The organism is Halomonas icarae (assembly GCF_009901955.1).
GTDB classification, from domain to species: Bacteria; Pseudomonadota; Gammaproteobacteria; order Pseudomonadales; family Halomonadaceae; genus Halomonas; species Halomonas icarae.
Genome location: NZ_WUTS01000001.1, coordinates 682262 through 694771, shown reverse-complemented (window position 1 = coordinate 694771; position 12510 = coordinate 682262). Strand labels below are relative to the sequence as shown.

The 12510-nt window shown below is 64.9% G+C and carries 15 protein-coding genes; 5 read left to right on the top strand and 10 right to left on the bottom strand.

What is annotated here, in order from left to right; translation table 11 throughout:
- Positions 1–203: 203 nt before the first annotated feature.
- Positions 204–662, top strand: a complete 459-nt coding sequence (locus GRB80_RS03190; protein WP_161422518.1) for a Z-ring associated ZapG family protein — start codon at positions 204–206, stop codon at positions 660–662.
- Positions 663–738: 76 nt separating this feature from the next.
- Here GRB80_RS03190 and GRB80_RS03185 read toward each other — a convergent pair whose 3' ends face one another.
- Positions 739–1500, bottom strand: coding sequence for a Nif3-like dinuclear metal center hexameric protein (locus tag GRB80_RS03185; RefSeq protein WP_132042330.1), 762 nt, complete (start codon positions 1498–1500; stop codon positions 739–741).
- Positions 1501–1600: 100 nt separating this feature from the next.
- Between GRB80_RS03185 and GRB80_RS03180 the strand changes: the two genes are divergently transcribed.
- Positions 1601–2866, top strand: a complete 1266-nt coding sequence (locus tag GRB80_RS03180; protein WP_132042328.1) for a S1C family serine protease — start codon at positions 1601–1603, stop codon at positions 2864–2866.
- 70 nt (positions 2867–2936) lie between these two features.
- Here GRB80_RS03180 and hisD read toward each other — a convergent pair whose 3' ends face one another.
- The 9 genes from hisD to GRB80_RS03135 all read right to left on the bottom strand — a co-directional run bounded on the left by hisD (position 2937) and on the right by GRB80_RS03135 (position 9804).
- On the bottom strand, positions 2937–4256 hold the full coding sequence (gene hisD, locus GRB80_RS03175; protein WP_132042326.1) for a histidinol dehydrogenase: 1320 nt from the start codon (positions 4254–4256) through the stop codon (positions 2937–2939).
- 63 nt (positions 4257–4319) lie between these two features.
- Entirely contained in the window at positions 4320–4973 is a 654-nt protein-coding gene (hisG, locus tag GRB80_RS03170) for an ATP phosphoribosyltransferase (protein WP_132042325.1), read from the bottom strand.
- A 25-nt stretch (positions 4974–4998) separates the two neighbouring features.
- Complete coding sequence (gene murA, locus GRB80_RS03165) at positions 4999–6261, bottom strand: UDP-N-acetylglucosamine 1-carboxyvinyltransferase (protein ID WP_132042323.1); 1263 nt, start codon at positions 6259–6261, stop codon at positions 4999–5001.
- A 14-nt stretch (positions 6262–6275) separates the two neighbouring features.
- Positions 6276–6530, bottom strand: coding sequence for a BolA family protein (locus tag GRB80_RS03160; protein WP_132042322.1), 255 nt, complete (start codon positions 6528–6530; stop codon positions 6276–6278).
- Between the two features lie 149 nt (positions 6531–6679).
- Positions 6680–7015, bottom strand: coding sequence for an STAS domain-containing protein (locus GRB80_RS03155; protein WP_161422517.1), 336 nt, complete (start codon positions 7013–7015; stop codon positions 6680–6682).
- Entirely contained in the window at positions 7012–7650 is a 639-nt protein-coding gene (locus GRB80_RS03150; protein WP_374708616.1) for an MlaC/ttg2D family ABC transporter substrate-binding protein, read from the bottom strand. The genes GRB80_RS03155 and GRB80_RS03150 overlap by 4 nt, the downstream gene beginning before the upstream one ends.
- A 62-nt stretch (positions 7651–7712) precedes the next feature.
- On the bottom strand, positions 7713–8177 hold the full coding sequence (gene mlaD, locus GRB80_RS03145; RefSeq protein ID WP_132042316.1) for an outer membrane lipid asymmetry maintenance protein MlaD: 465 nt from the start codon (positions 8175–8177) through the stop codon (positions 7713–7715).
- A gap of 35 nt (positions 8178–8212) precedes the next feature.
- Positions 8213–8995 carry a lipid asymmetry maintenance ABC transporter permease subunit MlaE gene (gene mlaE / locus GRB80_RS03140; protein WP_132042315.1) on the bottom strand — a complete coding sequence of 261 codons (783 nt, stop codon included), beginning with the start codon at positions 8993–8995 and terminating at the stop codon, positions 8213–8215.
- Positions 8992–9804, bottom strand: a complete 813-nt coding sequence (locus GRB80_RS03135; protein WP_132042313.1) for an ABC transporter ATP-binding protein — start codon at positions 9802–9804, stop codon at positions 8992–8994. Before GRB80_RS03135 ends, mlaE begins: the two co-directional genes overlap by 4 nt.
- Positions 9805–9952: 148 nt before the next feature.
- Here GRB80_RS03135 and GRB80_RS03130 point away from each other — a divergent pair, with 148 nt between their 5' ends.
- From GRB80_RS03130 to GRB80_RS03120, 3 genes are read left to right on the top strand one after another with little or no spacing between them, the layout of a single operon-like run.
- Positions 9953–10909, top strand: a complete 957-nt coding sequence (locus tag GRB80_RS03130; RefSeq protein WP_161422515.1) for a calcium/sodium antiporter — start codon at positions 9953–9955, stop codon at positions 10907–10909.
- 32 nt (positions 10910–10941) lie between these two features.
- Positions 10942–11931 carry a KpsF/GutQ family sugar-phosphate isomerase gene (locus tag GRB80_RS03125; RefSeq protein ID WP_132042310.1) on the top strand — a complete coding sequence of 330 codons (990 nt, stop codon included), beginning with the start codon at positions 10942–10944 and terminating at the stop codon, positions 11929–11931.
- A gap of 21 nt (positions 11932–11952) precedes the next feature.
- Positions 11953–12510, top strand: coding sequence for a KdsC family phosphatase (locus GRB80_RS03120; protein WP_132042309.1), 558 nt, complete (start codon positions 11953–11955; stop codon positions 12508–12510).

The following is a 12510-nucleotide window of genomic DNA, read 5'->3' as shown; positions in this document are numbered from 1 at the left end:
GGACGAAAACGGCCTGTTTCGGCTTCGACAGGAGGCATATTATACGCGTCTGAACAACGAAGCGCATCGCTGGTGCCAGCACGCGTTGACCCATCGCCTAGGCTCGCCCCTATAATAGTGCGCGTCGGGGCCACCGCCCCACCATCGGATCCGCTCGCCGTAACGTCGGCCGCAGGATCGTTCACCGCCGCAGGGAGACCGACGTGGACGAGAGCAACATCAACTGGATTCTAGCCATTGCCTGCCTGCTGGCCGGTGTCGGCTTGGGGGCACTGGGATACCACCTGCTCTATGCCGGTACCGACGGTATGCAGCGTCTGCGCCAGCGCCTGGCCGAACGCGACAGGGAGCTTTCGGCCCTGCACGACGGCATGGGCGAACACTTCGACGAGATTGGACGACTGACGGAGACACTGCGCCAGAATGGCGAGGCGCTGGCCGCGCGCCTCGCCGCAGACGCCGACACCCTCGGTGTACGCTCCCGACCGGCCCGTGGTCTGGCCATGGATGAGGCCGCAACAGCTACCGAAGAAGGGAGCGATAACACTCCCCCAACGCCCCGTGACTACGCCGACGGCTCGGGCGGCACCCTGTCCGAAGACTTCGGTCTCAAAGAAGCCGATAGCCAGGATGGCGAGAAGTTCGACGCTCCCCGCTACTGAGCCGTTCGACGCCTGCCACTACTTTTTGTCACGATCGAGGCCCCGCTTCATGAAGCGAGGCGCTCACTCCCTGGGACTATGCCGGGTTGTCGATATCGACGAAACGGTGCTCGAGGCTGAACTCCACGCCCAACCACTCCCCCAGAGCCCGAACGCCATCTCGCTCGGTGGCATGATGCCCCGCACAGAGGTAGTGGATGCCCAGCTCGCGAGCCAGATGGGTTGTGCGCTCGGAGATCTCGCCGGAAATGAAGGCATCTGCCCCCGCCTCCCAGGCCGCCGTAATCATGTCCTGAGCCCCACCGGTGCACCAAGCCACGCGGCGAATCTCGCCAACATGAGGCGCCTCTACCAGCAGCGCCTCGCGCCCCAGGCGCTCGCCCACATGAGCGCTGAGCGCCCGGGCATTCATGGCTGCTGGTGGCGCCCCCAGCCACAGCAATCCCTCTCCCATTGCACCGTCGGCGCACCCCTCCACCGTAAAACCGAGACGCCGCCCCAATTCGGCGTTGTTGCCGAGCTCGGGGTGAGCATCCAGCGGCAGGTGATAGGCCAGCAGGTTGATATCGTGGATCAGTAGGGTCTGCAGACGCCGGCGCTTCATGCCGGTAATCGCTACCGGCTCGTTCTTCCAGAAGTAACCGTGGTGCACCAGCACCAGATCGGCTCCCCAGGCGACCGCCTCGTCGAGCAGTGCCTGGCTGGCGGTGACGCCGCTAAGTAGGCGCAAGACCTCCTCTCGCCCCTCCACCTGCAGACCATTGACGGTGTAGTCTTTGAAGCGGCTGGCCTGCAGCCTGCTATCGCAGGCGGCTACCAGGGCATCGCGATGAGCCATCGTCTCCTCCGGACGCTGTGGAATGAAGGTGTTACCATGCGCCGATTGTAACCGTCGCCGCCACGCTTCGGCGACCGCTCTGACGAGGATCGTGCCCCGCATGCCCTACCGATCGCCGCGCCATCACCTTCGCTTGCTCGCGCCCTATCTGCTGCCCGTCGTGATCGGGCTCCTGCTTGCCGTGGCACTGCTCAATGCCTTCCCGCAATTGTCGGGGCGCCATGGCAGTGACGCCCCGGTTGTAATGCCCTCTCCCGCATCCCGCGAACCACTTGCAACATCCCCCGAAGCAGAGGGACCCCGTGACACCATCGCGCGCCCGGCACCCGAGCTGCGTCAGGCGCCACCGCTCTCCCGCGAGCAGGGACCGGCCAGCTACGCCGCAGCGGTGGAGCGTGCCGCCCCTGCCGTGGTTAATATCTACTCGTCTCGGGTCGTCGAACGCGACCAACATCCACTAATGTCGGACCCCTTCTTTCGACAATTCTTCGGCGACGACATGCCTGCCCGCCAACGCATGCTCTCGAGCCTGGGCTCGGGTGTGATCGTCAGCGAGCAGGGCTACGTGCTGACCAATCATCACGTCATCGGTGGCGCCGATCAGATCCAGGTCGCACTGCGTGACGGGCGCGAGACGCTGGCGGAAGTGATCGGCACCGACCCCGAAAGCGACCTAGCCGTGCTGCGCATCACGCTTGATGATCTGCCGGTCATCGAGCTGGCCGACTCCACGGAGGTGGCCATCGGCGACGTGGCCCTGGCCATCGGCAATCCCTTCGGGGTCGGCCAGACGGTCACCATGGGCATCATCAGCGCCACCGGGCGCAGTCACCTGGGACTGAACGCCTACGAGGACTTTATCCAGACCGATGCTGCCATCAATCCTGGCAACTCCGGGGGGGCACTTATCAACCCCGATGGCGCCATGGTCGGTATCAATACCGCCATCTTTTCACGTTCCGGTGGCTCCCAGGGCATCGGCTTCGCCATCCCTGCCAACCTGGCACGCAATATCCTCGAGCAACTGGTCATCCAGGGACGCGTGATCCGTGGCTGGTTAGGGGTCGAGGCTCAGGAGCTCAATCCGGAGCTGGCTGCCTCCTTCGGCCTGACGACGCCGCGCGGCGTGATCATCGCAGGCGTCGTGCCTGGCAGCCCCGCCGATCAGGCCGGCCTGCGCCCCGGTGATGTGTTGGTCTCCATCGATGGCCGGGCGATCTTCGATGCGCGGGAAACGATGGCCGATATCGCTGCCGTGGAACCCGGCGACAATCTACCCCTTACCGTAGTGCGTGGTGGCGAGGAGCTGACGCTGACGGTAGAGGTCGGCGAACGACCATCCCCTCAACTCCCCCCCTCCCAGTAAGCGCTCGCCCTACCAGGCGAAGGGCCCTGTCTTTCGGCAGGGCCTTTTTTGCTCATCCCGACACAGCGGTTCACGTCTTGATGCGATACTCGGCGCTACGTGCATGCGCGGTCAGCGACTCACCACGCGCCAGCACCGAGGCAACCCTACCGAGGGTTGAAGCACCTTCGGCGGAGCAGTGGATGATCGATGAACGCTTCTGGAAGTCATAGACGCCCAGCGGCGACGAGAATCGCGCCGTTCCCGAGGTGGGTAGCACATGGTTGGGCCCGGCGCAGTAGTCGCCCAGTGCCTCGGCGGTATAGCGCCCCATGAAGATGGCACCGGCATGACGCACCTCGGGTAGCCACCCCTCGGGATTGGCGACCGAGAGTTCGAGATGCTCGGGGGCAATGCGATTGATCAGGGCCACCGCCTCGGCGCGATCGCGACAGCGAATCAGCGCCCCGCGTCGGGAGAGAGACTCGCGCACGATCGCGTGGCGATCCAGGGTCGGCAGCAGGCGGTCGATGGCCGCCTCCACGGCATCCAGATGTTCGCCATCCCAGCTCACCAGAATCGCCTGGGCATCCTCGTCGTGCTCGGCCTGAGAGAAGAGATCCATGGCCAGCCATTCGGGGTCGGTGCCACCATCTGAGATCACCAGGATCTCCGAAGGACCGGCGATCATGTCGATGCCCACCTGACCGAATACCGCCCGCTTGGCGGTGGCCACATAGATGTTGCCCGGACCGACGATCTTGTCGACCCGTGGCACCGTCTCGGTGCCGAAGGCCAGCGCAGCAATCGCCTGGGCGCCACCCACGGTAAAGACACGATCGACACCGGCCAGATGTGCCGCGGCCAGCACCAGCTCGTTGAGCACGCCGTCCGGCGTAGGCACCACCATGATGATCTCGCGAACACCGGCCACATGGGCAGGAATAGCGTTCATCAATACCGAGGAGGGATAGGCCGCCTTGCCGCCGGGCACGTAGATGCCGGCACGATCCAGCGGCATGACCTGCTGGCCGAGCACGGTACCGTTCTCCTCGGTGTAGTGCCAGGATTCGGGCTTCTGATGCTCATGGTAGAGCCGGATACGCTCCGCCGCCTGGGCCAGCGCCTCGCGCTGGTCATCGGGCAGTCCCTCATAGGCCCGGCGCAGGCGCGGCGCATCGAGGGTGAGCTCGACCATGTCCGCGACCGCAAGGCGATCGAAGCGATTGCTGGCCTCCACCAGGGCCGCATCGCCGCGCTCCTTCACCGCGGAGAGAATCTCGGCGACCCGGGCCTGTACCTCGCCATCGGAGACCCCCTCCCAAGCGAGCAGATGGTCGAGCCGTGCCGAGAAGTCGGCGTCGGCGGTCGCGAGGCGGGAGATTCCGGAAGAGGCGTTGGTCTCGGTCATGACTGTATCTCTATGGTGTCGGGCCTGTTGATATCAAGCTGTCCGATTCGGTCGTCAGGCAGCTCAGCCGGCAACGTCTTCGCGACGGGCAACAACCGCCTGCTTGAGGCGCTCGAGCAGTGGCTTGATGCGCGCATGTTTCATGGTCATGGACGCCTTGTTGACCACCAGCCGAGTCGTGACCGGCGCAATCAGCTCCCGGGGCTCCATGCCATTGGCGCGCAGGGTATTACCGGTATCGACGATATCGACGATCTCATCGGCCAGATTCATCAACGGTGCCAGCTCCATGGCACCATAGAGCTTGATGACCTCGGCCTGAATGCCCTGCTCGGCATACCAGCGCCGGGCGATATTGACGAACTTGGTGGCTACCCGCCGCCTGGCGCTGGCCGGCTCGGCGCCGACGATCCCGGCGGTCATCAGCTTGCACCGCGCAATCTCGAGGTCGAGGGGCTCATAGAGACCCGCCGCCCCATGCTCGAGCAGCACGTCCTTGCCCGCGATACCCAGGTCCGCGGCACCCAGCTGCACATAGGTCGGCACATCGGTGGCTCGAATGACCACCAGCTTGACGTCGGGCAGGTTGGTGTCGAACAGCAGCTTGCGACTCTTGCCCAGATCCTCCACCGGCTCGACGCCGGCATCGGCCAGCAGCGGCAGCGTCTCTTCGAGGATACGGCCCTTGGAGAGGGCCACGATCAGTTGTTTGCTCATGCTCTTGCCTTGGTCCGGGTACAGGCTAGCCGGGTACACGCCGAATGCGTGCGCCCAGCAGTTGCAGCTTCTCCTCGATACACTCGTAACCGCGATCGATATGGTAGATGCGGTCGACCAGAGTCTCCCCCTCGGCCATCATCGCCGCGATCACCAGCGACGCCGAGGCACGCAGGTCGGTGGCCATCACCGGAGCGCCGGATAGCCGCTCGACCCCCTCGATCACCGCGGTATTGCCCTCCAGCGCGATCCGCGCCCCCATGCGATTGAGCTCCTGAACATGCATGAAGCGGTTCTCGAAGATGGTCTCCACCACCCGGGAGCTGCCATCGGCCACCGCATTCATGGCCACGAACTGGGCCTGCATGTCGGTCGGAAAGGCCGGATAGGGCGCGGTACGAATATTGACCGGTCGCGGGCGCTTGCCGTGCATGTCCAGGGCGATCCAGTCATCACCGGTGGTGATCTCGGCACCCGCTTCCTCGAGCTTGGCCAGCACCGCCTCGAGAATATCGGCACGGGTGCGACGCACCTTGACGCGGCCACGCGACAGCGCCGCGGCCACCAGGAAGGTACCGGTCTCGATCCGGTCGGGCATCACATCGTGATAGGCACCATGCAGACGCGGCACGCCCTCGATGGTGATGGTGTCGGTGCCGTGACCTCGGATGCGGGCTCCCATCTTGATCAACAGCTCGGCCAGGTCGACCACCTCGGGCTCCCGTGCGGCATTCTCGAGCACCGTGGTGCCCTCGGCCAGTGCCGCGGCCATCAGGAGATTCTCGGTACCGGTGACGGTGACGGTATCGAAGAAGATCGTGACCCCCTTCAGCCGCCCCTCCACACGGGCGCGAATATAGCCGCCCTCGACGCGAATCTCCGCCCCCATGGCCTCCAGGCCTCTCAGATGCAGATCTACCGGGCGTGAGCCGATGGCGCAGCCCCCCGGCAGGGAGACGTCGGCGTGGCCAAAGTGAGCCAACAGCGGTCCCAGGACCAAAATGGAGGCACGCATCTTCTTGACCAGCTCATAGGGGGCATCACAGTGCGCCACCTGAGAACCGTCGAGCTGGATGGTCATCTTCTCGCCCATCACCGCTTCCACACCCAGGTGCCCGAGCAGTTCCAGAGTGGTGGTGATGTCCTGCAGATGCGGTAGATTGCCAATGGTCACCGGCTCGTCGGCCAGCAGGGTGGCGCAGAGGATGGGCAGGGCGGCGTTCTTCGCGCCGCTGGCCCAAACCTCGCCGTCGACCGGCCCGTTGCCGGTAATGATCAACTTGTCCATGAGGGCTCGGGTTCTCAGACGCCGGAATTCTCCGGCGCACCTTGCCACTGCGCCGGGGTATAGGTCTTGATGCTCACGGCATGCAGCGCGCCGGAAGCGATCTCTTCGGTGAGAGCGCCATAGATCAGTTGCTGGCGCTTGACCGGCGACAGATCAGCAAAGCGTTCGCCAACGGCCACCACCTGAAAGTTGCAGCCCTCGCCCTGAATATGGAACTCGCAGTCATCGATACGTGACTCGAGCAATTCCTTGACGTCACTGGGTTGCATGGTCAGGCACTCCTTATCGTACGAAATATGATGCGGAAACGATCAAATACACCGCGCACGATGACATCATCTCATCGTCGACGGCGGATTATGGATGCCCCATGGTAATGAAAAGCACCGCTCTTGGCGATCGCCCCTGCTGGCCGCGACTAGCCGCGCATCGACTCCACCGGCAGCAGGCGCTCGAGGCCGGCCAGATCAGTGAGCCGCAACAGCGCTGCGGAAAGGCGCACTCGCTCGAGAGTCAGGCCGGCCCGGCGTGCCGCGCGCGCCCACTCCAGCAATACCGTAAGTGCCGCACTGCTGACGCCGGCGACACCGCGCAGATCGAAACTGACGACCTCCCCGGCCTGGCGCCGGGCGAGCCAGCGGCTGCCTGCATCGGCGAGTTCGGCGGCGTGCTCGAAGCCCACCGCACCACAGACCACCAGGCACTTCTCCCTGGCCTCGAGGTCCAGGCCGTTGCGTGCCAGCAACCTGCTCACGCGCCCTGCTCCAGTTCCTCGACGCCGACATCGGGCGACCAGCCATCGATGACGGCATCGTAGTCGCGCGCGTTGTCGCGCATCGCCTGATCGAACTGGTTACGGAAGGTCAGTCCCAGATTGATGCCATTGACGATGACGTTGACCACTCGCCACTCATCGCCCGAGAGACGCAGTGAATAGCTGACCGGATAGACGGTGCCATCCTTGGCTACCACTTCCATATCGACGCTGGCCTGATCCTCATGGCGCCTGGGGCCCTGGCTGGAAAGCACACGCAGCTCACGATAGTCGAAGGTGACCAGCCCCTTGGCATAGGTATCGATCAGGGTCTGGCGAAAGGTATCGACGAAGCGCGATCGCTGCTGGGGCGTGGCATTGGAGAAGTAACGCCCCATCACGCTGGCGCCGATATAACGGAAATCGGCGATCTCGTCGAGACTCTCGTCGACCAGCGCCTCGAGCTCGGCCATGTTCTCGGCGAAATGGTCACGCCTGCCCTCGATCTTGCCGGTCAACGTCTCGACACTGTGGCGGATGACCTCGTCGGGCTGCCGCTCGGGGGCCGCCTGGACCGCCAGGCTGAACAGCATGCTCAGCAGCAGTGCCGCCAGGGTCAAGGGGATACGAATCATGTTCAACATCTCCATATCGGGGTCATTAAGGAGGAGTCAGCCTGCATCAGACGATCGGCGCCCTAGTCGCTGACCATGTTCGACACAAACTGCTGGATGAGTTCTTCGAGCACCAGCGCCGACTGAGTATCACGCAGGGTATCGCCGTCGGCCAGCGTCTCGGGATCCCCCCCCACGGAAAGGCCAACGTACTGCTCCCCGAGCAGCCCCGAGGTCAGGATCGACGCGGTGGTATCTCTGGAGAGACGACCTTCCAGTTCGTCATCGATCTCCAGCACCACCCTGGCATCGTACCAGTCGGTATCGAGTTCGATGGCCGCCACGCGCCCCACGGTAACGCCCGCCATGGTCACGCGCGCCCGTGTCTTGAGGCCGCCGATATTGGCGAAGTTGGCCTCCAGGCGGAAGGTATCGCTGGGGGCCTGCATCGCCAGGCCGCTGACCCGCAGGCCAAGGAAGAGCACGCCGAGAATACCGGCAAGCATGAACAGCCCCACCCCCAGCTCCATGGTTTTACTGCGCTTCATCTAGAATCTCCATACAACAGGGCAGACGCTTGTCATCAGGCGAGCCCGCCGAACATCATGGCGGTCAGTACGAAATCAAGGCCGAGCACGGCCAGCGAGGAGTAGACCACGGTGCGTGTCGTGGCCCGCGAGATGCCTTCCGACGTCGGCACCAGATCATAGCCCTGGAACACGGCGATCCAGGTCACCACCACGGCAAACACCAGACTCTTGATGATGCCGTTACCCACGTCGTCGATAAAGTCGACGCTGGCCTGCATATTGGACCAGTAGGAGCCCTCGAAGACCCCCAGCCAGTCGACCCCGACCAGGTAGCCACCGTAGATACCCACCACACCAAAGCCCACGGTGAGCAGCGGCAGGGCCACGAAGCCCGCCCACAGGCGCGGCGCCACCACCCGGCGCAGCGGATCGACACCGATCATCTCCATGCTGGTCAGCTGCTCGGTCGCCTTCATCAGTCCGATCTCGGCGGTGAGCGCCGACCCGGCCCGACCGGCGAACAGCAGGGCCGCCACGACTGGGGCCAGCTCCCTCAACAGCGAGAGTGCCACCATCTGGCCCAGCGCATCCTCGGCACCGAAGTCGACCAGAATGGTATAGCCCTGCAGCGACAGCACCATGCCGATGAAGAGCCCCGAGACGAGGACGATGGCCAGAGAGAGCACACCGACGAAGTGCATCTGGCGCACCCAGAGATAGACCCCCTCCCTGCTCGGCACCCCCACGGCGGATTGACACAGGAAGAGACCGGCACGGCCGAGGGCCTCGAACAGATCACAGCCGCGGCGCCCCAGGTGTCGAATTCGATGGATCATCGGGCGCCCCCCGGGGCAAGCATGTCGCTGACGAAGTCCTGCGATGGGTAGTGGAAAGGCACAGGTCCATCCGGCTCCCCATGCACGAACTGACTGACACGCGGATCACGATCCACGTCGAGGTGCTCGGGCGTACCGTGAGCCATCACGCGACCATCGGCCACCACATAGACATAGTCGGCGATACTCAGCGTCTCCTTGATATCATGAGAGACAACGATCGAGGTCAGCCCCAGCGCCTGATTGAGGCGCTTGATCAGCTGCACCAGCACCCCCATGGAGATCGGATCCTGGCCGACGAAAGGCTCATCATAGAGGATCAGCTCGGGGTCCAGAGCAATGGCCCGCGCCAGGGCCACGCGGCGCGCCATGCCCCCGGAAAGCTCCGCCGGCATCAGCTCTCGAGCGCCCCGCAGTCCCACCGCTTCGAGCTTCATCAGCACCAGATCACGCACCATCGCCTCGGGCAGATCCGTATGTACCCGCAGAGGGAAGGCCACGTTCTCGAAGACGCTCAGGTCGGAAAACAGCGCACCGCTCTGAAACAGCATGCCCATGCGGCGACGCATGGTGAAGAGGTCCCGCCGCGACTGGCGATGGACATCCTGGCCATCGATCAGCACCCGCCCCGAATCCGGCACGAGCTGACCGCCGATCAGCTTGAGAAGGGTGGTCTTGCCACTGCCACTGGGGCCCATGATAGCGGTAACGCCACCACGCTGGATCGTCATGTCGACGCCGCGAAAGATCTCCCTGTCGCCACGCGCGAAATGCAGCCCCTCCACCACCACGAAGGGAGTGTCACTCATCGGCCAAGCCATCCTGAAAAAATTATCGAACATCGTATCCTAACCATCCTGCCAGACGCTAGCCCGATGCGGTGCGGCGGGTTGCACCCTGCCTGGCCAGCACGTTTAATGGCGACCTTCCGCTACCGACTGAGCGAGCCGAGTTGTCATGCTGTACCCCCTGATCGCCATACTGCTGGGCCTTGCGGCCCTGCTGTGGAGCGCCGACCATTTCGTTGGTGCGGCGGCCGCCACCGCCCGCCGCGCGGGCATGAGCACCATGCTGGTGGGCATGACCATCGTTGCCCTGGGCACCTCGGCACCGGAGATCGTAGTGTCGCTGATGGCCTCCCTCGACGGCATTCCCGACCTGGCCACCGGCAACGCCCTGGGCTCCAACATTGCCAATATCGGCCTGGTGCTGGGTGTCACCGCCCTGGTCGTGCCCATCCCGGTGCGCTTCTCCGTGGTGCGCCGCGAACTCCCCTTGCTGCTTGGCGCCACCGGCCTGGCCGGCTACGCCCTGGCCAACGGCCACCTCGGCCGCCTGGATGCAGCACTGCTGATTGCCCTGCTACTGTTCAGCCTGTGGTGGCTGTTCCGTGCCGATACGCCGGATGCCGAGGAGGAAGTGGCGGGCGAAATCCCCGACATGCCGCTGACTCGTGCCCTGCTATGGCTGGTGGCAACACTTGCCGTGATGGTAGCCGGCTCCCGCGGGCTGGTATGGGGGGCCAGCGAGATCGCCCGCGACCTGGGCATCAGCGAACTCGTCATCGGCCTGACCATCGTCGCCATCGGCACCAGCCTGCCCGAGCTTGCGGCCTGTGTGGCCAGCGCGCTCAAGCGTCACCATGATCTCGCCATCGGCAATGTGATCGGCTCCAATCTCTTCAACCTGCTGGCAGTACTGCCGATCCCGGGCCTGCTGGCGCCCGGCGCCGCCGATCCCGCCGCCGGCGAGCGTGACTATCCCGTGCTGCTGGTGCTGACTCTGGCGCTGGGTGCACTGCTGCTCTGGCAACGCCGCAACCACCTCGGCCGACTTCCCGGCGCGGTGCTGGCCGCGTCCTATGCCGGTTACCTGACCTGGCTCGGCACGGCCAGTCTCGGCGGCAGCCCTTGAGTGAACCCTTACAACAGGCAACAATCGGCATCATGACACCCGAAACTCCTGGGGCCGGATCGGCCCTTCGCGACAGCGCCCGACGCACCCTGCGCCTCGAGCAGCAAGCCATCGACGCCCTGGCGGCACGCCTCGACGAGGCCTTCGACCACGCCTGTGAGCTGATACTCGCATGCCGCGGGCGCGTGGTGGTCACCGGCATGGGCAAGTCCGGCCATATCGCCGGCAAGATCGCCGCGACGCTTGCCAGCACCGGCACGCCGGCCTTCTTCGTCCACCCCGGGGAGGCCAGTCACGGCGACCTGGGGATGATCACCCCCGGCGACGTGGTACTGGCCCTCTCGAACTCCGGCGAGACCGCCGAAGTGACCGCTCTGCTGCCGCTGCTCAAGCGCATGAAGGTACCGCTGATCAGCATGACCGGGCGACCCAGGTCGAGCCTTGGCCGCCACGCCGATGCCCATCTCGACACCGGGGTCGAGCGCGAGGCCTGCCCCCTCGACCTGGCGCCCACCGCCTCCACTACCGCCGCCCTGGCCATGGGCGATGCCCTGGCCGTAGCGCTGCTGGAGTCCCGCGGCTTTACCGCCGAGGACTTTGCCCTCTCACACCCCGGGGGCAGTCTCGGCAAGCGACTGCTGCTGCGCGTCAGCGACCTGATGCACACTGGTAGTCGGTTGCCGCAGGTCCCCCTGGGAAGTCCGCTGCGCGACGCCCTGTTGGAGATTACCCGCCAGGGTCTGGGCTTCACCTGCGTGGTGGCACCTGACGGCCGTCTCGCCGGGGTCTACACCGACGGCGACCTGCGCCGTACCCTGGACCTGCACAGCGACCTTAGCGGCCTGAGCGTCGATGACGTGATGACCTGCCCCGGCAAGCGAACCACCCCGGACACCCTGGCCGCCGAGGCAGTCAGCCTGATGGAAGACCACCGCATCTCCGCCCTGGCCGTGGTCGATGATGAGGGGCGCCCGGTTGGCGCCCTGCATATGCACGACCTGCTGGCCAGCGGTGTGATCTGACCCCAACGATACGGAGCCCTCATGCCCCATACCTCCCCCCTCCAGGACCCGCAGCTCACCGCCCGTCTACGCCAGGTTCGCCTGCTTGCGCTGGACGTCGATGGCGTGCTCACCGACGGGCAGCTCTACTTTCAGGCCGATGGCATCGAGATCAAGGCGTTCAATGTACAGGATGGCCACGGCCTGAAGCTGCTCAAGCGTGCCGGCTTCCAAGTGGCGCTGATCACCGGCCGCGAATCGAGCATGGTCAGTCACCGCGCCGCGGCACTGGGTATCCAGCATGTCTTCCAGGGCGTCGAGAAGAAGCTTCCGGTCCTGCGGGAACTCGCCAAGCGTCTGGGGCTTGAGCTCGAGCAGGTGGCCTACTGCGGTGACGACATGCCCGATGTCGGCGCCATTCGTCGTGCCGGCATCGGCATCAGCGTGCCCAACGCACCGACCTATATCCAGAAGCATGCGGATTGGGTCACCGAGCGCGGCGGTGGCCAGGGAGCGGCCCGCGAGATCGCCGATACCCTGCTGCGCGCCCAGGGGCACTGGGATGCGGTCGTCGACACTTACCTGCACGGAGCTGGTTAG